Consider the following 21,081-nt stretch of genomic DNA (forward strand, 5'->3'; position numbering starts at 1 on the left):
ATTGCCCATGCGCTTTTTGCTCACCATCGTGCCACTCAGTGCGGCATTGATCATCGCCGCCTGTTCGCCGTCTTCACCGGAGGCGGCGTCCGGTGCTCCCGCGGCCGCGACGTCCTCGGCCGTAGCCTCCGCCCCGTCGGACGGTACGCCCGCTCCGGGCAAGACGGCCCCGGCCAACGCGGCTCTGGGCTCGCCAGAATGGTATGCCTGGGTCGACAGGACGCTGGCGGTGAGTGATGACGGGCACGGCCCCCGCCCCGAGACCCCGGCGTGGAATCAGGCGGTGAATACGAAGCTCGGTCAGGAAGCGCCGCAGGCGGCGCCGGGCTCGGCGGAGTGGCAGCAGGCGGTGGATGCCTTGCTGCGGACTCGCGTGGCGACTCACTGAAGCGGCGCGGTCAGGCTCGTCCGGCCCTTCTCCACCTTCACTTCTCCCGAAGGCAATGACAAGACCACCCCGCCCGGCGGGTCGATCGGCTGGGTGATGGTCAGCACGGCTTTCCCATGCGTCGCCTTCAACGTGTACCCGAAGCGCCCATAGGGCGTGCGCAGATCCCGGATCGCGATGCCCTCGCCCGCCAGCCAGTCAGGCTGTACACCGGCGGCGACCACCACCGACCGATCTGCCGCGCGGTCATAGGCGAACAGATCGAGCGCCGAGCGCACATAGTCCGAGGCGATCCACGCGTGCGGCATGTCGCCGACGAAGCGCGGCTCGCGCGGATCTCTCCCGACCACCTCCGCCCACTGATTCCACGCGGCCGGACGACGGTCCGCAAAGAAGAAGGCGATGAGGTCGCCCACCCGGTCGCGCCAGCCGAGCCGGACAAAGCTGGCGATCGTGCGCAACTCGTAAGGGGTGTAGTCCTTCCAGGCGGTCTTGCCGTCGCGTCGCGCGACAAAGCTCTGCCAATACGTCTCGAACGTGGCGTCGACCAGCGCCTTCGGCAGGCGCGCCTGCTCACCACCCGGTGACAAGGCGATGGTCGTCGAGGTCGCATCGAAGTCACCCAGCTCCGCCGAGCCGGGAATGAAGTCGATGCCCTTCTCCTTCACCGCCGCGCCGATCGATGCATGCAGGTCGCCGCGGAACTGATCGCGTGAACGGCGGAACGATGCCTGCTCTTCGGCATGTCCGAGTACGCCGGCAAGATCGACCGCGTCGTCGTAGCCCTTGAGCGCCCAGAAGTCGTCCCAGTACGAATGCATCGGCTTGGTCGAATAGCCTTCGTGGCTGATCGATGCCGGCATCAGGCCGTACAACGCACGGTCCGGACCCTGCAGACGTGTGGCCTGTCGTTCGCTGGCCCGCAACGTTTCCATGTACGCGACGGCGCGGGTCACGTGCGGCCACAGCGCGTCGAGCGCCTCGCGATCGTGCGTGTAACGCCACAACTCGGCGATGCTGAAGATCAGCTCCCCCTGGCTGTCGTTCTCAGGTACGGGGTCGGAACCCCTCGCATCCACGCAGCAGGGCACTTTTCCGTTCGAAAACTGATGCGGTGCGTACCAGCGGACGAACTCGGCCGCGACATCTTCGTGGCCTGTGCGCAGCAGACCTTCGAGCATCATCGCGCCATCGCGTACCCAGGTGCGCGAATACGAGCGCGTGCCCGGTTGCAGCGCCGGACCGTCACGGGATATCAGGATCTGCGCGATCCCGCTCCGCAGGGTGTCGACCACGGGCTGCGCCTGCGCGGGCACACGTACATCGACACGGTCGAGCTTGTCGCGCCATAGCGCCGCGACCGCATCCGCATGGGCCGACAACCACTGCCCAGCGCTGGACGGCAGCGTCACGTCATCGGTCTGCTTCACGGGAATCACGACGCCGAGGTCGACATGCCCGTGTGCAGGCACATGGACGTCATACAGCAGCGCGCCCTGTGCGAACCCGTCGTCCGCATGGATCGAGCGGACGACCGGGCGTTGGCCCGCATCCAGCCGTTCGGTCAGGGTGGTCGGCTGGCTGGCGCTTGCCACGAACGACGAGGTCGGCTGCAGGGGAATGACCTTGCGCGCGCCGTTGACGGTGAGTGCATGACCGTCCCAGGCGAGGTCGCGCACCGGACTCGTTCCGCCCGGCGCATTGAGAAACTGGGTGGGCGGATTGACCTGAAACGGACGCGCCGCCAGGGCCAGGGTCAGCTCGCGTGCCGCGTCGCCGTCATTGGCGAGGCGATAGCTCACCACCAGTTGCGATGCGCCCGGCGCCCCCTGGGCGAAGGCGCTCGTGGTGAGCGACACGTCGCCCTTCTTCCACTGCACCGACGGCATAGGCAGGTAGCGGTCGCGCAGCGACTGCGTCGTCGTGACGTCGGCCCACGTAAGCAGCTTGCCGTTGTCGATCAGGAACGGCTCGACGGAAAAGCTACCCCGTGCGACTTCGACCGCCCCGTCCTCGGAAATCAGTGCGGAGTCGCGGCTGCCACCATCCACGCCGACGATCGTCCAGTACGACTGTTCGCCCGAAAACCCGCGCGGATAGAGACCGCGCCGCACCTGTTTCGCCCTGGCTTCGAACACCGCATTGGCTGTCGGCACTGCCGCGGGCACAGCCTCGGGCCGGCGTGCGCTCAGCGTCAGGTTATCGAAGCACACCGATCCGCGGTTCGGCAGTCCGTCGCGAAGGCTCTCCTTGTAGACGACGAACTCGACTTCCCGCGTGTGCCGCAAGGTGCGGTCCCTGACCGGGCCCCACGCGAACTCCACCTGCCGGCTGCTCGCCTCGATCGTCTGCCACGATGCGGTCGGCACGAAGGACGGCTTCTGGAACCACCACACGTTGTCGCCCGTGTCGTCGATCAGCTTCAGCTGCAACGTGTTCGGCGGCATCTGTCCGCGCACGTCGAAGCGCAGGACGAAGCCTTCCGGGAAATCGATCGGCAGCAGCTTCTTGAGAGAAGCCGCGCCGGATACGCCGTTGAAGTCGTAGTCGAGACAGATCGCCTGCCCCTGGGCGCCAGCCACGGTACGCAACGATGCCGAGACATCGTCGGTATGCGTGGCGCTCCATCCCGTCGCGGTATCGAAAGTGTCCAGCACACGTGCGCTTTCGGCCGCGTCGACGGGCAGGACGAGCAGGCAACCCGCGAAAGCCAGAAAAAACGGTGCGAGACGCGACATCGAGTTATCCCTTGACGCTGCCCATCAGCAGGCCTTCGAGGTAGTAACGCTGCAAGGCGAGAAACAGCACCAGCACCGGCAGAATCGTGACGACGGAACCGGCCATCATCAGCTCGCTGTCCTGCACGTGTTCGCGCGACAGCGACGCCAGCGCAATGGGCAACGTGTAATGCTCCTGCCCCGTCAGCGCGATCAGCGGCCACATGAAATCGTTCCACGCGGCGAGGAAGGTGAAGATCGCCAGCGTGACCATGATCGGCTTGAGCAGGGGCATGACGATGGTGGCGAAGATGCGGAACTCGCCCGCACCGTCGATACGCGCGGCCTCCATCAGATCGTTCGGAATGCCGCTGGCATACTGGCGAACGAGGAAGATGCCGAAGATGGTCGCCAGCGCCGGCACGATGACCGCGCCATACGTGTTGACCAGGCCCATGTACTTCAGCAACAGGAACAACGGCAGCATCGCTACCTGGGCCGGAATCACCAGCGCGCCGAGCAGCATCTGAAAGATCCGCTGACGACCCCTGAACTCCAGCTTGGCGAACGCATAGCCGGCCATCAGGTTGAAGGCGAGCGACACGACGGTGATCGCGGTGGAGATCAGCAGGCTGTTGAACAGGTACCGACCCATGCCCGCGTTGAGGAAGAGCTGACGATAGTTGCCGAAGGTCCAGTGTGTCGGCAAGACGGGCGGAGGCAATGCACTGGCCTCGCCCGGCGTCATGAACGACACCGAGAGCATGTACAGCAAGGGCGCGATCGCGATACCGGCCGCACCGATCAGCAGGCCATTGATCAGCGCTTTTGCGATGCGCGGGCTCATGCCGGCTCTCCCTGCTTCGACAGGCGAAGCATCGCGGCGGTGACCGCGAACATGATCACGAAGAGGATGAAGGCGACGGCCGAAGCCGAGCCGAGGTTCCACCACTTGAAGCCTTCTTCGTACATCAGGTACAGCACCGATGTGGTGCTCTGCAACGGGCCACCTTCGGTCATGACATACGGTTCGGCGAACAACTGGAAGTAACCCGACACCGTGAGGATGCTGACCATCACCATCGTCGGTTTCAGCATCGGCAGCGTGATGTGCCGGAACTGCGCCATCGCCGAAGCGCCATCGATGCGTGCGGCTTCGTAGAGATCGCCGGGAATCGCCTGCAACCCCGCCATGAAGATGATCATGTTGTAGCCGAAGTTCTTCCATACGGCGAACAGGATGATCGTGGGCATGGCCCAGTGCGGATCGCCGAGCCAGTCCACCGTCGGCAGGCCGATGTTGTCGAGCACGTAGTTGATCAGGCCGTACTTCGTGTTGAACAGGTAGCGCCAGATCACGGCGACGGCCACCACGGTCGTCACCACGGGCGCGAAGAGCGCCGTACGAAAGAACGGCTTGAACCGGGCCAGCGGCGAGTTGAGCAGCATCGCCGCACCGAGCGACGCCATCAGCGACAGCGGCACACCGACCACGACGAAGTACACGGTATGGCCCAGCGCCGACCAGAACAACGGACGCTGCAGCAGCGACCAGTAATTCTGCAAGGCGACGAAACGCAGGTTGCGGATATCGGCCAGCGCGTAGAGGTCGTAGTCGGTGACCGAAAGTACCAGCGCGGCGATCACCGGCAACAGGAAGAACAGGCCGAGCACGATCATTGCGGGCGTGATGAACAACCAGGCGGCACGGGACGTATTCATGGGCTTGCCTTATGGCCGTGGTCGAGCATCCAGCGACGTTTCTCGAGCAGGCGGTCCGCACGACGGTCGATCTCCGCCGCCGCATCGTCCACGGAGATGTCGCCATGCGATGCCTGTGCGGCGACCAGCTGCATCTCGGTGACGATACGCTCCCACTCCGCCACCGGCGGTGTCGGCTTGGCGCGGTCGAGCTGATCGCGGAAGGCGGCGGCCTTGTCGTCGTTCTTCAGCGCAGGAGCGTCCCACGACGAACGGCGCGGCGGCATGTCGCCGAGGATTTGGTAGAAGCGCTCCTGGATGGCTGGCCGCGAGAGAAATTCGACCAGTGCCCAGGCGTCGTCCTTATGCTTCGACTGGCGGAAGATCACCAGGCTGGAACCACCGGCGTTCGACGCGCCCGGTCCGTTCGGTCCCGGCAGGGCCACGGTCCCCCAGTCGCCCTGTTGCTCCGGTGGCAGCCGCTTGCGGAATTCGCCGATGTTCCACGGGCCGGACAGGTAGAACGCGTAGAAGCCCTGGCCGAACGCGGCCCACGGGTTGCCCACGCCGACATTGGTCATCATCGGCGCCTGCTGGTCCTTGAACATCGACACGTAGAAACCCAGTGCCTTTCTGAAACCGGCGCTGCGGAAGTTGCCGTAACGACCGCCATCGCGAAGCAGCGGCTCGTTCTGCTGCAGGGCCAGCGACAACAGCTGTTCGAATTCGTTGGTCGGCAACAGTACGCCATATGTCTGACCCACCGGCTGGGCCAGCTTGACCATCATCGCCTTCCACTCCGCCCAGTCACGCGGGGGGTGGTCGTAGCCGACCTTCGCCAGCAGGTCCTTGCGATAGAACAGAAGTCTCGTATCGACATACCAGGGCACGCCGTACAGGGTGCCGTCGATGACGTTGGTCGACCAGATGGCGGGAAAGTAATCCTTCGGATCGATCACCTTCGACGCGGCGACGCGTGCATCGAGCGGCTCGATCGCGTCCAGCGCCACCATCTCGGGTACCCAGGTGTTGCCGAGCTGGGTGAGATCCGGCGTCGAATCACCCGCGTACGCGGTCAGCAGCTTCTGGTGCGCGGCCGTCAGCGGCAGCTGCTGCACTTCGACATGCAGACCGGGATGTTCACGCTCGAACTCGGGCAGCAGCCTGGCCACCGCTTCGCCTTCGCGACCGATGGTCCAGAACTGCAGGGTCCGTGAACCGTCTTCCGGCTTCGCGCAGCCAGCCACCGCGGCGCCAGTGAGGACCAGCGCCGCGGTCATACGTAACAGACGGGTGGCGCGCTTCACCATAGGTTGGCGGCCGTTTCCGCATCGAGCCAGCCACCCGTAAAGCCCGCGCGCTGCAGGCCCTTGCGGATGTACGGGTTCTTTTTCATCACGCTCCACACGAAATCGCTGCGGTAGTTCTCGATCATCAGCACGATGGGACCCTGATCGATGCCCAGGTGCACGGTGTCGGCCCAGCCGAAGCCCGGAATGATCCGGCCCGTGCGCACCTCGGTATGCGTATCGAAGGTCAGGTTGAACGCATCGACGAAGCCGTACTTCGTGTAGATGTTCGCGCCGTACTTCTTCTTCATTTCTTCGAGCGCGGGGATCACGATTTCCGGCGCGAACGCGATCGAGCCACCCGCCGCCGTGGGCACGATGGTGCCGTCGTCGGAGATGTAATCGAGTCCCGCACCACGCGCGGTGTAGCCCTGGTAGGTCCGCTCGCGGTCGCCCTGCTTGATGATCAGGCCGCCGGGACCGTTACTGGCCGTGAGGCCCCAGACGTTCTTGCCGTAACCGTTCCAGCCGCCCGGGTTGGCGACGGCATACGCCTGCTGCGAGTAAGTCGCGCGACGGCTGTTCTCGAAATAATCCATATCGTGCGAACGGCCCCAGGCATCGCGGATGCCACGGAAGTCCACCCAGGTATGGCTGTACTGGTGACCGAACATCGGTGCGAAGTTGAGGAAGGTCTGCCCGTGGAATTCACCCCAGGTCTTGTCGTACGTCTTCGTCCAGGCCTGCCACGCATCGTCGCCCACCGGGTGCGTCGGTGAGCCCAGCGCGAGGATATAGACCAGCATGCCTTCGTTGTACCCGGCCCAGTCGTGCGGAATCATCTTGCCGCCCGGCGTCCAGCCCATGCTGATCAGCGCGCCGTGGTTCTGTGCCCACGGCCATTCCACGCGCCGGTAGATCGCATCGGCGAGATCGCGGATTTCCTTCTCCTTCGCGTCGTCGCGATCGAAGTAGCTCTGCGCGAACAGCACGCCGCCGAGCAGTAGCGTCGTGTCCACCGTAGAGACTTCGACCCAGCGCGCCTCGCGCTTGCCCGTCTCCATGTTCAGGAAGTGATAGAAGAATCCGTGGAAGCCGGTAGCTTCGTCTTCGCTGTCGTTCTGTGGCGCATCGTTGAAGAAGCGCAGCGTGGCCAGCGTGCGGTCGATCGCCTGGTCCCGCGTGATGTAGCCGCGCTCGACGCCGACACCGTACGCCGTCAGGCCGAAACCGACCGAGGCGATGGAGGCGAACGACTGCGTGGGGTAGTGATCGGGAACCAGCCCGTTGGTCGGATTGCCGCTGTCCCAGAACCACTGGAAGGTGCGCTTCTCGAGGTCGGCGACCATCGGCGGAACGGGGTGCAGGTCTTTCAGGCTGGCGACGGAGGGGGGGTGCTTGACCTTCATCGGTGCGTTCTGCGCCATGGCGAACGGGGCTGCCAGGGCGAGCAGTGCGCCCAGTGCGAGGGAAAGACGCTTGAACTTGGTGGCTTGCATGACGTGGATCCTTTCGCGCGTAAACGTTTACGGCCGCGAGGCAAATAAAAGTCCCGAAGGACTGTTTCTCGCCGGAACAAAAGAACGCCCGCGGGGAGACTCGCGGGCGCCAAAGTATGGCGCATCCGGAGGTCCGGATGCGCCAGGTGGATCAGAACTTCAGGCCGACGGTGAAGCGGGCGGTACGCGGAAGGTAAGTGATGTTGCCCTTCTTGTTGACGGCCACCGGACGGCTGTTGAGCTCACCGTTCGAGCCCCAGTTGGTGAGGTAGTCGCTATCGGCGTAGTTGGCCCAGTTGAAGACGTTCAGCACGTCGAAGCGCGCGTAGATCTTCGTGTCCTTGTTGATGACGAAGTCCTTGGTCAGCTGCAGGTCGATGTCGCGGTAACCCCAGATATCGCCGCCCACCAGGAACTTGGCACCGGTGGGCGTGGCGGCCATCGGGACGCAGCTCGCACCGTTCGCTTCGATCTGGCCGTAGCACGCGCCAGCGTTCTTCGGCAGCGGCGTGGCCAGGGTCAGCTTGATCGAGCCGCTGATACCCCACGGAAGATCGATCGCGCCCGTACCGACGAAGCGATGTTTCGCCACCGCGTTGGAGGTGATGTACGGGTAGTCGCCGATGGTCGCTTCGTCGAACGAGTAGTGCTCGTTGATGTCGCGATTCTGCTTTGCGTGCGAGAACGTGTAGGAGAAGCTGGTGCTCCAGCCCGATTCCTTCGTGTACGGCTTCTGGGCGGAAAGGAGTACCTGCGTGGTCCTCGTTTCGATGCCGTTGTCGCCGAGGATCAGACCGCCCACGTTCGGGATCGGGTAATCCCACGGCTGGGTCCCGTTCTGGAAGAAGTCGCCGTTCGGGTAACGATTGCCGAGCGTGAACGCGAAACCGTCCTTGCTGAGGATGCGCGACACGGTGGCATCGGTCAGCCAGTCGCCGATCGTGTTCGACATGCCGAGGCTGTACTGGTCGGTATGCGGCGCCTTGAGCTTGTTGTTCAGCATGTCGACTTCCTGACCGGCATTGCCGCCGACGAGGTAGTTCTGCAGGACATTCTGACCGTTCAGGAACTCGGGGTTCCACGGCACGCACGTGGACGACGTGACATCGCAGGGATGCGTCGGGATGTTGAAGCGAAGCGTGGTCTGCGGCAGCGACTGCTTGGTCACCTCCGTCTGGAGGTAGTCATACAGGTTGCGGTCGTACGCACGGCCCGCACCGCCGTGAATGACGTGTTCCTCGTCGCCGAACAGGTCGTAGGAGAAGCCCAGGCGGGGCTGCCAGGCGCCGCGGAACGAGCTGCGGTTATGGCCGTTGCTCACGTAATTGTTGAGATTCACACCGCCAGCGGCCAGCGCGTCGCCGTACGTTTCGCCGGGCGTGGCGCCAGCGTACGGATTGGGCGAGTTGATGGCATCGAGCACACGCTGCGACGTCACGAAATTGTTGTACGACGGATTGACTTCGTAGTCCCAGCGGACACCGAGGTTCAGCGTCAGGTGATCGTTGACGGTCCAGTCGTCCTGTGCGAACACACCGTACTGACGTGCGTTCGTCTTGGCCACGCCGTCCTGGCCCGGAAGCGTCGACGCATAGAACACCTGCCAGGGTTGCGCCGAGGTGCCCGTCGGATTGACGTCGTAGAAGAACTGCGGGCTCTGCGCGGACGCATCGGCGGCCTTCAGTTCGATCGACTTGAACTTGTAGCCCAGCTTGACCACGTGGTCGCCGTGCCATTCCAGGTCGTTGAAGGTGAAGTTGTCGGCGATGCTCGGACCTTCCTGGCTCTTGGTCTGCGTCGCGCGAGGGTCGGCGGAGCCGGTGGTGATGATCGTGGGGTTGTTCGGATCCGGCTGCCAGCTGTAGGTGTAGCCGTTTCCTGCCACCAACGGGACCTGGTTGATGAACGAATTCTCATACGAGAAGATCAATTCGTTGTACCAGCTGTCAGCGCTGTGGGCCCACTTGAAGGTGCCGCGCGTATCGTGGTTCTCGACAGCGACACCGGCCGATGCCGTCACGCCCGAGCCGATGCTCGAGGTCTGCGTTTCGCGACGGACCTGAGTGCTCACCTCGATGCGGTCGCGGTCGGTGAGTTCCCAGTCGATCTTGCCGAAGTACAGCTTTTCGTCGAACGGCAGATTGGACGAACCGAGTTCGGACTGCACGCTGGCGGGCAGCAGGGGAGCCACGGCACCGGCGTAGTTGATGCTGTTCGGTACCACCGAGATCGGCGTATCGAACTTCTTCTGCTCATAGGCGATGAAGAAGTGCATCTGGTCCTTGATGATCGGACCGCCGAGTGCGAAGCCGTATTCCTTCGATTCGGAAGGCACCTTGTTGTCGGTGTCCTTCTCGATCGGGGTGCGGTTACGGAAGGCATCGTTGGTGTACGTGCCGAACACCTCGCCGTGGAATTCGTTCGTGCCCGACTTGGTCTCGGCGGTGATTGCCGCGGACGAAACCTGGTCGTACTCCGCCTTGTAGTTGGAGGTAATGACCTTGTATTCGCCGATGGCCAGCTGCGGGAACGGGTTGCCCTGGCTATCGCTCTGGCCGGACACGCCGCCCGCTTTCACGTAGCTCTTCTGGCTGACGCCGTCGATGTACACGTTGCCGGCGCTGTCGTTCTGCGCACCGCCTCGCAGCGAGGTGCGGCCCTTCGCGTCGACGCTGAATACCATGCCCGGCACGGTGTCGGCGAATTCGAGGAAGTTACGCGAGGCCTGCGGAATGGTCGCGATCTGGTGCAGCGAGATCGTCTGGCCGACTTCCGGGGTCTTCACTTCCTGGATGGTGGTCGCGGCGACCGAGACGCCTTCCATCTGCTTGGCGTTGGCTGCGTCCGCAGGCGCGGCGGCAGCGGCGGTCGGCGCGACGATGTTGACCGTCGCGGTGGAAGCCACGGTGAGCGTGATGTTCTGCTCGGTGCCCGGGCCGGCGTCCAGCTGATAGGTGGCCGGTGGCAGGCCGTTGATGGTGTACGAACCATCGGCGCCGGCCGTCGCGTGACGGGTCAGGCCCGTCTGCGGGTTGAATACGGTGACGTTCGCACCCGGCGTGGCCTTGCCGCGCAGGGTCGCGTTGGCGCTCTGCGCCATGACCATGGTCGGCGCGATGGCCGTGGCGACGGCGGCGGCGATAACGCTGACCAGCAACTTCTTCTTCAAATGCATCGAGGCCTTCATGTTTCCCCTCTCCCAAACGTTTTGTGTGTGTTGTTCCGGCCCGGCAGGGCGCTTTTCACGGGGTCGACGTTGATGTCGTGACGCGGTGGTCGTGCCACTTTTCTTCGTTGAGAGCGTTCTGCCCCCGTGTGGGCGCCCGATCCGCATGGCGGACCGGTGGATGTGCGCAAGTCCTGTGTGTCGCCGTCCTGGTAAACCAGCCACGGCCCGGCAAGCCGTGTTGCGTCAGGGCCGGTCAGGCCCGTCGTCTTACCGCGTCGTTGCCGCCACACGAGGCGCGCACGACAAGTTCGGTGCCGACGACGCTCGGTTCAGGCGTGGCGTCATCGGGTGATTCGATCATTCCGGCAAGACGGCCGAGCGCGGCTTCGCCGAGTTCGGCGATCCGGATGCGCACGGTAGTCAGCGGCGGCGAGACATAACGCGCCATCGGGATATCGTCGAAGCCGGCCACCGCGATGTCTTCGGGCGTGCGCACCCTGGCTTCGGCCAAGGCGGACAGGCAGCCGATCGCCATCATGTCGTTGGCGGCGAAGATCGCGTCGGGGCGCGGCACCATCGCAAGCGCCTGCTTACCGGCGCGATAGCCGGATTCCTCAGTGAAGTCGCCGGGCAGGATCGACGCACGATCGCCGAGGCCGGCGGCTTCGAGCGCGGTGCGATAACCACGGCAGCGTTCCTGCACGTCGTGGTTGACCTCGGGTCCCGCGATGAACACGATGCGCTTGCGACCCAGCCCGAGCAGGTGCTCGACCATGGCGCGGGCACCACCGAAATCGTCGACGTCGAGGGACGCCTGGCGCTCCGAGCGGACGTGGCTGTTGATCAGCACCGTCGGCACGATCACCGGAAGGTTTTCGTCGAGGAAGGCTTCATCGGCGTGCGGGGACATCACCAGCAGGCCGTCGACCCGGCCCTGCATGGAGCGCAGGGCGATGGCGGCTTCGGTGGAGTCGCCGTGGGAACTGGAGACCAGCAGATAAAGGCCACGGGCGCGGGCGGCGAGATCGATGCCGCGGATCAGTTCGGACCAGAACGCCCCGTGCAGATCGGGAAGCAGCGCACCGATGGTCTGGGTGCGACGCGTGATCAGGCTGCGGGCGCCGCTGTGCGGCACGTAACGCAGGCGTGCGGCCACATCGCGGATCCGCTTCTGCGTTTCCGCCGTGACGCCGCCGTGTCCGTTGAGGGCGCGAGATACCGAGGCCACCGATACGTTGGCCATTCTCGCGACGTCTTTGATCGTCACACTCACGTGGTTATCGCCCTTTACCCCTGCCCCTCCCGGGGCTGACGGCGCGGAACGTAAACGTTTTCATAGGAGCTTGTAAAGCGTGCGAAATCAACCGCTTGCTGCACTGCGGTACGAAATGATGTGAAGTGCGATACCACTTGGCGAAGACCAGCGAAAAAGCGCGTAGGGTCAACGGCTTGAGTGGTATGTAAACGTTTGCGGCGATGCAGCAGCGGTGTGAGAGTGTCGCGTCACGAACGTTAATAACTGTCGTGCTCAGTAACGCGCGTTACGTGGAAATGCCTGCGGTTCGAAAGTCCCTGCGACTCTTGCGGCCGCAGGGCGACGCTCAGGCTTCCCGCGCCTTTGTCGTCACGTGCTGGGGATCCCGGCGGCGCGACGACCACACGCTGCAGGGATCGCCTTCGACCGCGCGGCGACGCGTGGCGACGCCAAGCCAGGCGAATCCGGCGGCCATGGCGATGGCCACCAGATCGAGGCCGAGGACCTCATAGCGACCTTCGCCCAGCATGCGCACCAGGCGGTCGTTATGGACCGCGATATCGAGAACGCCCACCGCCACGCTGATCGCCGCCGTTGCGAACAGCAGGTCGACGGCCGCTTTGGCCGGCTTGCGCCAGAACGTCCACAGGATGGCGAGCGCAAACGTCGCGAAGCACACGGGCTGAACCAGCGACGTGGCCTCGATGCCGGAGAGCCCTCCGAGCAGGTTGCCCAGGAAGGTGCACGAGATGGCGAAGCACGAGCCGATGCACACGCCGACGGTCGCGGTGGCCATCGCACGCACCTTCATCGGCTGGTCCGCCTGGCGGCGTTTGCGGCGCGTCTCTATGTAGAGAAGGTTGCCCGAATAGAAAAGGAAGGCGCCGGCGAGGCCCAGCAGGAAGTACAGCCAGCGCAGCGACAGGGAACCGAAGGTACCGAAGTGCAGGCCGAAGATCGCCGAGTAAGTCGCGTGGTTCGCGTCCCGGGCGCCGGTCACCTGTACCTTCATCACGTGTCCGTCCACCGCATCGAGCGCGACCATGCCGTACTCGCCCAGAGTCCTGGTCGACGTGCCGCGCACTTCCGCCGCCGCCCCCTGATGACCGTAATGCACGTAGCGCATGTAATCGGGCTCGAAATCCGCCGCGCCCGCGGCGATCGCGGCCTGCCGTGCCCGCGCGCCCAGCTCGGCCGGGGTCAGCATGACGGCACTGCCGCCCTTGTCCTTCGTCTCCGGCAACGCGCTGGTCATCCGCTCGAACGCGCCCATGAGCTTGCCGTCGAAGGCCACCGTGTTGAAGGCGACCAGCATCACCAGGGTCAGGCAGAGCAACGCGCCGGTGACGGCGAAAATGATGTGGAAAGGCAGACTGAGAATACCGATAACGTTGTGCGCGTCCTGCCACAACCGCTTCAGGTTGTGGCCCGGGCGCAGCGCGAACATCTCGCGGACGAGATTGGGCAGGTGAATCAGCACGCCGGTCAGCAGGGCCAGCCCGTAAATGATGCTGACCACGCCCATCAGGTAGATACCGATCGCGGGGATGCAGAGGTCGTAATGCAGCTCGTAGATGAAGTCGGCCAGACCGTGCTCGTGGTCTTCCGCATCGCGGGCCGCGGTGTCGTCCAGCGACTGGGTGCGCCAGCTGCCGTCCTTTTCCATCCAGTACGCCGCCACTTCGTGCGACGGATGTTCGGCCGGGTACGTGACGCCGATGCTTTCGCCTGCCGCGGGATGTCTGGCGACGATGTCGGCGAGCATCACGTGTCCGCGGTCCAGCGCGTCGGCCCGGGCCATCTCGGCACGCGGCACGGCCCAGGTGTCGATCTCGTCGTGGAACATGGTCAGCGCGCCCGCGTAGAACGCGATGAACAGCGCGAAGCCGGCCAAGAGGCCGGTCCAGGTATGCACGGTGGTGAAGGTGCGGATCGTGGAGGCTTTCATCGGCTCATAGCCCCGGGAGCGTGTGTTTGGCCACCCACAGCGCCGCGAAGGCACTCAGGTTGGCGACCGCCAGCCAGGCCCAGGCACGGGGACCGCTGCGGAACATATAGGTCGCGCCCATGATCCCGACCCAGAGCGGAAAGAAAGCCATCATCACCGGCAGGGTCACCGCCTCGCTGGAGCCCGGCCAGATCCAGATCACGACGGAAATGAGCGCCAGCGTGAGGGGCAGGCCGAGCAGGATGCCGGCGAAGGTCTTGGCGAGCATCAGCGAGGCTTCCGTTCGGTGGCGGGCCTGAACAGCCAGGTGACGTAGGGCCATGCCACGGCGCCGAACATCAGGGCCGTCAGGGCGGCGAAGACGCCCGGCAGCGACGTCTCGGCGGCGATCCATGCCAGCAGCGCCATCACGGCGAACGCCCACGCTCCGATGCGGCCAGCTCGACCGATCGGACGAGCCAGCAGCCGCTGGTTGCGCGAGCAGAGATAAGCGAGCGCCATGGCGATGAGCGCCGCCAGGCAACCGAGGACATTCATGGGACGCGCCGGACAAGTGACTGATTGATAATTATTATCATTTGCTGGCGGGAGAGCAACGCGTCGGGCTGTTACGCCCTGCGTATGGCAAAAGGCCCGGTCTCGACGGCCAGACGCTCTAGGAAATTTCTCAATGCATCGGCCGGGTCGCCGGGATCGGTGGTCAAACGGTAACCACTGCTCAAGTTTTGACCAAACCGTCCGCTAACTGAATACAGGGGGTTCGTAAAACTAGCGTTAACCCCTCTCGTTAAATTAGAATTAACACCTCACCGATCATCGTCATGGCGTGTCTCGCTATGCGATGCGACAGGAATAGCCGATAACCGATTGATGTAGCAGCCATGTTGACCACCGCCCTCATCGCCACCACCGTCATCGCCTTCGCTCTCGCAGCGGCGTCGGTTCGTCGCATTCCCGAGGGTCAGGTCTACAGCGTTCGCCGTCTCGGCGGCGCCACGTCGCTGCTCACCGCCGGTACGCACGTGGTGCTCCCGGTGATCGATCGCGTTGCCCATAAGATCGACCTCGGTGGCCAGGTGCTGCGTTTCGACGGCGGCACGGTGTACTGGCAGGTCCTCGAGCCGGAAGCGGCCGATGAAGTGATCGACGACGCGCCGGAAATGATCCGCAGCAACGTCGTTGCCGCACTGCGCGACTCCGCCACGGCTCACCATGCCGATCGCCGCGCCTTCGGCACCCAGCTCAAGCACGCCGTCAACGGTTCGCTGCGTGCCCGCGGCATGCTGGTGACCCGCGTCGAACTCGACGCGGCCTGATAGCTTCGAAGCACGATATCCAGAGGCGGCCAACGGCCGCCTTTACTGTTTCAGGTACCGCAAACGTAACCTCAAAGTCCTTGGGAATGTTCCGCGTAGGAAGCTTCAGCAATTCGCAACTCGCTGAAAGTGCGGCACATATGCAGTGACGCAACTGGCCAGGGGCGTGTGTGGCAACTTCAAACGACAAATTCAAATCTCGAAACTGGTGAGACTAGCCCGCCTCCCCCAGCGTATAAAAAGCCCCACGTCTCATTCCGTGCTGAATAAGTGCGTCCTCGTCTCTTAGCTTCTTCAGCAGCAGGCGAGCCTGTTCAGGCGTGATCCGGCAGAGCTCGATTACGTCCGATCGCCTGATTCGGCCGTGCTGCTTCACGAAGTTGAGCGCCATCTGTTCGTGCTGGATCGAAGAAAAACCGACTTGCCGCGTGAACTCCGCGCGCTTGCCGGTAACGTGGTACAGGCGAGCCGCGAGCATGTAACTACGAGTCCTCGGGGTTCCCCCGTGAGCCTCGACAAGACCCGCCTCAACCAGGGCTTCAAGGGTGCGTTTGGCACGAGCCGGATCTCGATGAATCCGTTTCGCGATGTCCTCTACGGAAAGCCGCTTTGCATCTTTGAGAGAAGCAAGCGCAATCAGGCTATCGATGGGAAGCGTGCGGTTAGTTCGCGCCTCTTCGTCGATGATCAACTTGAGGAACGCCATGTCGGGATCGACCGTTGACATGCGCAAGGCCACACTGCTGTCGGTCACCTCGTAGGCAGGTTCGGGTCTGCCAAAACGAAGCATACCCCTGTAAATCGTATCGACGCCTCGCCCCGATCGCTCTACCAGCCCGATTCTTTTCATGGCATCGGCAAGACAGGGGTTTCGTGGACGGGGCTCGGTGGTGAGCAGATTAGCCAGCGTGACACCATCTACGAGGCCGCCGGGATTACTGACGGCCAGCGCATCGTCTTCAAGGCGAACGTGCACCGCACCACGTCGATGGTAATCACGGTGGACCAAAGCGTTCGCTACGGCTTCGCGAAATGCATTCATGTCGACTAGCGGGACCGGCACGCGGAAGAGATCAACCTGTACTTCCCTTTCCCGGTTGTACGGCCGGAAATTGGTCTCAAGCCAGTTCAGTGCTTTGAGCAATGGAAAGCGTTGAAATTCGTTGAACTCAACGGCCTCCCGATCAAGCACCTGAAATGCAAGCTCGTGCGTCGGCACCAGGCGGCGCAGCGACTCTTCTCGGCCGATCAGGAGAATGCCGGTCAGCGTCGGCGTGCGGGTCCCCTCATGTACCCGAAAGAACCCCAGCGCTCCTTCCAGGGCCTCGTCATCGAGCTCCAAGAGCTTCTCGTCGCCACCGTACCGCCGGATGCTTTGTCTAAGTCGCTCTATTTCAAGTGGATCGAAATCGTCCAGCGTGCTGTTGGCTACCGGATGCGCGGAGACATCCATTTCGCCAAACGAGGCTGCCCTGCTTGATCGTTCGTGGGGAAGCATGGGCGCGTTCTCAGGCGTTCCGTCCGACTTAAGCCGCCTTTGCAAGTATTTTCCGCTCTTAGTACACACCTCTCCCACAGACGGTCTCACGAAGATGCGGGCAACGGTGGTGCCTGATACTTCGATGGCGCTGACCGATACCGTCACGGAAGGCGACGTCCGTGACGCCACGAGCCCCGCCATGCCATCGAGCCTCATGTGATCGGCGTGCAGCCCAGTTGGCGTGCCGTCGTCCTCTACACCAAGCCACAGTTCGCCGCCCTGCGCGTTCGCAAATCCTACGATCGCATCGATTAGCTGGTCATCACCCAGGCGCGATCGGTCGCTCTTGAATTCGACGATCAATGACTCGGCGGGTGGGATCGTATGGGTCATAGGAGTTTCAACGTCGGTCCTGGACGTAATACCGAGCATGTTCCGATCGGAACGAGAGCTTGGCAACCCGTTGAGAGATCTGTTCCGCTCCTGACGCATAATGACGTCCTCGACGATCGATACATTCCTACATGACCACCCGCGAAGCCCTGAAATTCCAGCTCGAACGCGGCATCGCCGCCCTCCGTGTCACCCTCCCGGAGGATGCGGTCTCCCGTCTGCTCGACTACCGCGAGCTGCTGGAGCGCTGGAACTCGGCGTACAACCTCACCGCGGTCCGCAACGCGGACGAGATGGTCACGCGGCACCTGCTCGACTCGCTGGCGATCATTCCCTTCGTGGAAGGCCGCACTCTTGCCGACCTGGGCACGGGCCCAGGCTTGCCCGGTATTCCGTTAGCCATCGCCGAGCCGGCGCGCGAAGTGCTGATGGTCGACTCCAACGGCAAGAAGGTCCGATTCCTGCGCGAGGCCATCCGTTCGCTGAAGCTGACTAATGGGCGAGCCCTTCAGAGTCGCGTGGAGGAGGTCGAGGGCACGTACGAGTGCATCACTGCGCGTGCCTTCGCCAGCCTGGCCGACATGCTCGGCTGGGGCGGCCACCTGCTGGCGCCGGGTGGCGTGTGGCTGGCGATGAAGGGCAAGCATCCCGCCGAGGAGCTGGACGGCGTGCCCGATGGGTTCAAGGTCGAGGCGATTCACGCGCTGACCGTGCCGGGTGTGGAAGGTGAGCGGCATCTCGTGGTGATCCGGCGGGACTGAACCGTCTGCAGGCTGTCTAGGGCGAAACCGCCCGTCGATGCTACGCTAACGCCCTTTCCGCGCACGGCAGCGAACCACAGCCCATGGCCCGCATCATCGCAGTCGCTAACCAGAAGGGCGGCGTTGGCAAGACCACCACCTCCGTCAACCTTGCCGCGGCCCTGGCCGCCGCGAAGCGTAAGGTGCTGCTCGTCGACCTGGATCCGCAGGGCAACGCGACCATGGCCTCGGGTGTGGACAAGTACGAAACCAAGCCTAATGGCTGCGAAGTGCTGCTCGATGAGGTCGGTATCGCCGACGTTCTCGTCCGTACCGAAGCCGCCTTCGATCTTCTTCCGGGCAATGGCGACCTCACCGCCGCCGAGCTGAAGCTGATGGACGGTCTGGCGCGCGAGCACCGCCTGAAAGAACAGCTTGGCAAGGTGTCGGATAACTACGACACCATCATCATCGACTGCCCGCCGTCCCTGCACCTGCTGACGCTGAACGCGCTGACCGCCGCCGACGGCGTGCTGATTCCCGTGCAGTGCGAGTACTTCGCGCTCGAGGGACTCTCGAGCCTGCTCGACACCATCTCGGCCGTGCGCCAGCGCCTGAATCCGCAGCTGGAGGTCGAAGGCCTGCTGCGGACCATGTACGACGTGCGCAACAACCTCGGTAACGAGGTGTCGGCCCAGCTGACCCAGCATTTCGGCGACCAGGTACTGCGCTCGATCATCCCGCGCAACGTGCGTCTTGCCGAGGCGCCCAGCCACGGCCAGCCCATTCATCTGTACGACCGCGGTTCGCGCGGCGCCATCGCTTACATCGGTCTTGCCGGCGAGATCATCCGCCGCGAGCGCGCCCGCCACGCGGCGGCCGGCGGCGACGTCGCCGCGGAGCCCGCTGTCGACGAAGCGGCGACCGGCGCCTCCGACGCCGCCCCGACGACTTCCTGAGGAACCCCCATGGCAGCACCTAAGAAACGTGGTCTTGGCCGTGGCCTGGATGCCCTGCTTGGCGGCGGCACCGGTCCGGAGGCGCCTCCCTCGGTGATCGAGCAGGAAGGCGAGCTGCGTACGCTGCCCATCCATCAGATCCAGGCGGGCAAGTACCAGCCGCGCCGGCACTGGAACGACGAAGCCCTCGACGAACTGGCCGCCTCGATCAAGGCTCAGGGCCTGATCCAGCCAGTGGTCGTCCGCGCCATCGGCAAGAACAGCTACGAGCTGATCGCCGGTGAGCGCCGCTGGCGCGCTGCCCAGCGTGCCTCGATGAGCGAGATCCCGGCGCTCGTGAAGGACGTGCCCGAGCAGTCCGTGCTGGCCATGGCGCTGATCGAGAACATCCAGCGCCAGGAGCTGACACCGCTCGAGGAAGCCCAGGCACTTCAGCGCCTCATCGACGAGTTCGACCTGACCCACCAGCAGGCGGCCGATGCCGTGGGCCGGTCGCGCGCGGCGGTCTCCAACCTCCTGCGCCTGATCGACCTGCCCGAGTCGATCAAGCAGCTGCTCGACCAGAGCAAGCTCGAGATGGGCCACGCCCGCGCCCTGCTGACCCTGCCCGCCAGCATTGCCGAGCCGCTCGCGCTCGAGGCGGCACGCCACGGCTGGACCGTGCGCGAACTGGAAGAAGCGGCCCGCAAGGCCCAGCTGGCGCCGAAGGGCAAGGCCAAAACCAACGCGGTCGACCCGAACATCGCCAACCTCGAGCGCGAGCTGGCCGAGCGCTTCGCCACCCGTGTCGAGCTGGCGCACGGTCGCGGCGGCAAGGGCAAGCTCGTCATTCATTACCACAGCCTCGACGAGCTGGACGGCATCCTGACGAAGGTCCGCTGAGCGGCCGGCCTGAAAGGAAATCCGTATGCCTCCGGTCCATAAGGACGTGAACCCGAAGCAGCGCCAGTACGAAGCCATGGTGCGCGCCCTGTCGGCCGACCTTTACCGGTTCGCCTTCTGGCTGTCGCGCTCCGAAACCGTCGCCCAGGATCTGGTCCAGGAGACCTTCCTGCGCGCGTGGAAGAACCTCGACGCCCTGCGTGACGCGGAATCGGCCAAGCCGTGGCTGATTACCATCCTTCGCCGGGAGCATGCCCGACTCTACGAGCGCAAACGTTTCGACACGGTGGAGCTGGACGACAACGTCCCCGAGGATGCTGCCTTTGCCAGCCCCGAACGGAGTGGCGACGCCGCCCAGGTGCGCGACGCGATGCTGAAACTGCCTGAAAAATATCGGGAGCCGCTGGCCATGCAGGTATTGGGCGGGATGAGCTGCGACGAGATCGCCGAAGCCACCCAGCAACAGCCGGGTGCGGTCATGACCCAGTTGTTTCGTGCCCGTCAGCGCCTCAAGGCGATGCTTGGCGGACGTGCCGCGGCCGAAGGGGGACGGACGTGAACTGCCTCGACTTCCGCCGCCGGATCACCGCCGAACCGCGTTCCCGCGATGCCGACCTGTTGGCGCATCGTGACAGCTGCGACGAGGGTTGCGCCCCGTTCTGGCAGCGTGCGCAGCGTTTCGAGGACGACTTCGAAACGGCGTTGGCGGGTATCCCCGTGCCCGACGGGCTGGCCGATCGCATTCTGCTCGCCCATGCGACCCAGGAGCGTCGCGGACAGGTGCGCCGACGCCGGTCGTGGATGGCCATGGCGGCATCCGTCCTGATCGCCTTCGGCGGTGTCGGCCTGTTGTGGCGTCACATGGATGGCACCTCACTGCCCGCGCTCGCCGTGGCGCACATGCCCTGGGAAATGGACTCCCTGAACATGACTCGCCCCATGACCGACGCCCAGGTCGAAGCCGGTTTTATCGGCCGTTCCGCCCATCTGAAGGGGCCCGCGCCCGCTGGCGTCACCTACGTGCACGACTGCACCGTTGGGCCGTACCCGGCGGTGCATCTGGTGACGCGGATGAACGACGAGCCCGTGGTCGCCCTCTATATGCCGGGCAAGATGAGCGATGCCGACAGCGACTTCCACCGCGACGGCTGGGATGGCCGGCAGATCGCCCTGAGCGGCGGCACCCTGGTGGTGATGGCGCAAGGCGCGAGCCGCAACACCATGGACGCCGTGGCCCGCGGCTGGCGCGAGGCCCTCGAGGGGCCGGTCGCTCCCAGCGTCGGCCAGATCTGAACGAACGGCCGCTTTCGCGGCCCCATGGGCGGCCGCTTGGGCGATAATGCCG

Annotated in this window: 18 protein-coding genes; 7 read left to right on the forward strand and 11 right to left on the reverse strand. The window is 64.3% G+C overall.

The genetic code is table 11. From position 1 onward, the window contains the following. The first annotated feature begins 7 nt into the window (after positions 1-7). Positions 8-388: a hypothetical protein gene (locus BLT40_RS12390; RefSeq protein WP_090353486.1), complete on the forward strand. Its 381-nt coding sequence runs from the start codon at positions 8-10 to the stop codon at positions 386-388. Here the strand turns inward: BLT40_RS12390 and BLT40_RS12395 are convergent. The 10 genes from BLT40_RS12395 to BLT40_RS12440 all read right to left on the reverse strand — a co-directional run bounded on the left by BLT40_RS12395 (position 382) and on the right by BLT40_RS12440 (position 14,503). Next, on the reverse strand, positions 382-3,126 hold the full coding sequence (locus BLT40_RS12395; RefSeq protein ID WP_090353489.1) for a glucosidase family protein: 2,745 nt from the start codon (positions 3,124-3,126) through the stop codon (positions 382-384). The two genes, BLT40_RS12390 and BLT40_RS12395, sit on opposite strands and share 7 nt — an antisense overlap. Positions 3,127-3,130: 4 nt before the next feature. Continuing rightward, positions 3,131-3,952 carry a carbohydrate ABC transporter permease gene (locus BLT40_RS12400; RefSeq protein ID WP_043696916.1) on the reverse strand — a complete coding sequence of 274 codons (822 nt, stop codon included), beginning with the start codon at positions 3,950-3,952 and terminating at the stop codon, positions 3,131-3,133. Then, a complete protein-coding gene (locus tag BLT40_RS12405) occupies positions 3,949-4,827 on the reverse strand; it encodes a carbohydrate ABC transporter permease (RefSeq protein ID WP_036108921.1) in 879 nt (292 codons plus the stop codon). Before BLT40_RS12405 ends, BLT40_RS12400 begins: the two co-directional genes overlap by 4 nt. After that, entirely contained in the window at positions 4,824-6,116 is a 1,293-nt protein-coding gene (locus BLT40_RS12410) for a sugar ABC transporter substrate-binding protein (protein ID WP_090353492.1), read from the reverse strand. Before BLT40_RS12410 ends, BLT40_RS12405 begins: the two co-directional genes overlap by 4 nt. Further along, complete coding sequence (locus tag BLT40_RS12415) at positions 6,110-7,594, reverse strand: glucoamylase family protein (RefSeq protein WP_090353494.1); 1,485 nt, start codon at positions 7,592-7,594, stop codon at positions 6,110-6,112. Before BLT40_RS12415 ends, BLT40_RS12410 begins: the two co-directional genes overlap by 7 nt. Positions 7,595-7,745: 151 nt before the next feature. Then, positions 7,746-10,781 carry a TonB-dependent receptor gene (locus BLT40_RS12420; protein WP_079521542.1) on the reverse strand — a complete coding sequence of 1,012 codons (3,036 nt, stop codon included), beginning with the start codon at positions 10,779-10,781 and terminating at the stop codon, positions 7,746-7,748. 235 nt (positions 10,782-11,016) lie between these two features. Then, a complete protein-coding gene (locus tag BLT40_RS12425) occupies positions 11,017-12,036 on the reverse strand; it encodes a LacI family DNA-binding transcriptional regulator (protein ID WP_090353497.1) in 1,020 nt (339 codons plus the stop codon). Positions 12,037-12,364: 328 nt separating this feature from the next. Further along, the gene (locus BLT40_RS12430) at positions 12,365-13,966 is read right to left on the reverse strand and encodes a PepSY-associated TM helix domain-containing protein (RefSeq protein ID WP_090353501.1); all 1,602 of its coding nucleotides are present in this window, start codon (positions 13,964-13,966) and stop codon (positions 12,365-12,367) included. A gap of 4 nt (positions 13,967-13,970) precedes the next feature. Then, positions 13,971-14,234: a hypothetical protein gene (locus BLT40_RS12435; RefSeq protein WP_090353503.1), complete on the reverse strand. Its 264-nt coding sequence runs from the start codon at positions 14,232-14,234 to the stop codon at positions 13,971-13,973. Beyond that, positions 14,234-14,503 (reverse strand): hypothetical protein, encoded by a 270-nt coding sequence (locus tag BLT40_RS12440; RefSeq protein ID WP_090353506.1) that lies wholly within the window; start codon positions 14,501-14,503, stop codon positions 14,234-14,236. The genes BLT40_RS12435 and BLT40_RS12440 overlap by 1 nt, the downstream gene beginning before the upstream one ends. A gap of 344 nt (positions 14,504-14,847) precedes the next feature. Between BLT40_RS12440 and BLT40_RS12445 the strand changes: the two genes are divergently transcribed. Further along, positions 14,848-15,282 carry an SPFH domain-containing protein gene (locus BLT40_RS12445; protein WP_090353509.1) on the forward strand — a complete coding sequence of 145 codons (435 nt, stop codon included), beginning with the start codon at positions 14,848-14,850 and terminating at the stop codon, positions 15,280-15,282. A gap of 214 nt (positions 15,283-15,496) precedes the next feature. Here the strand turns inward: BLT40_RS12445 and BLT40_RS12450 are convergent, their stop codons facing one another. Further along, a complete protein-coding gene (locus BLT40_RS12450; RefSeq protein WP_079521547.1) occupies positions 15,497-17,155 on the reverse strand; it encodes an ATP-binding protein in 1,659 nt (552 codons plus the stop codon). A 131-nt stretch (positions 17,156-17,286) separates the two neighbouring features. Between BLT40_RS12450 and rsmG the strand changes: the two genes are divergently transcribed. The 5 genes from rsmG to BLT40_RS12475 all read left to right on the forward strand — a co-directional run bounded on the left by rsmG (position 17,287) and on the right by BLT40_RS12475 (position 21,029). Beyond that, the gene (gene rsmG, locus BLT40_RS12455; RefSeq protein ID WP_090353511.1) at positions 17,287-17,916 is read left to right on the forward strand and encodes a 16S rRNA (guanine(527)-N(7))-methyltransferase RsmG; all 630 of its coding nucleotides are present in this window, start codon (positions 17,287-17,289) and stop codon (positions 17,914-17,916) included. 83 nt (positions 17,917-17,999) lie between these two features. Beyond that, positions 18,000-18,854 (forward strand): ParA family protein, encoded by an 855-nt coding sequence (locus BLT40_RS12460; protein WP_043696923.1) that lies wholly within the window; start codon positions 18,000-18,002, stop codon positions 18,852-18,854. Between the two features lie 9 nt (positions 18,855-18,863). After that, positions 18,864-19,736 carry a ParB/RepB/Spo0J family partition protein gene (locus BLT40_RS12465; RefSeq protein WP_036108901.1) on the forward strand — a complete coding sequence of 291 codons (873 nt, stop codon included), beginning with the start codon at positions 18,864-18,866 and terminating at the stop codon, positions 19,734-19,736. Positions 19,737-19,761: 25 nt separating this feature from the next. Next, positions 19,762-20,295, forward strand: a complete 534-nt coding sequence (locus BLT40_RS12470; protein WP_090353514.1) for a sigma-70 family RNA polymerase sigma factor — start codon at positions 19,762-19,764, stop codon at positions 20,293-20,295. Continuing rightward, on the forward strand, positions 20,292-21,029 hold the full coding sequence (locus BLT40_RS12475; protein WP_090353517.1) for a DUF3379 family protein: 738 nt from the start codon (positions 20,292-20,294) through the stop codon (positions 21,027-21,029). Before BLT40_RS12470 ends, BLT40_RS12475 begins: the two co-directional genes overlap by 4 nt. Positions 21,030-21,081 lie beyond the last annotated feature (52 nt).

Origin of the sequence: Dyella sp. 333MFSha (genome assembly GCF_900102405.1) — a bacterium.
GTDB lineage: Bacteria > Pseudomonadota > Gammaproteobacteria > Xanthomonadales > Rhodanobacteraceae > Luteibacter > Luteibacter mycovicinus.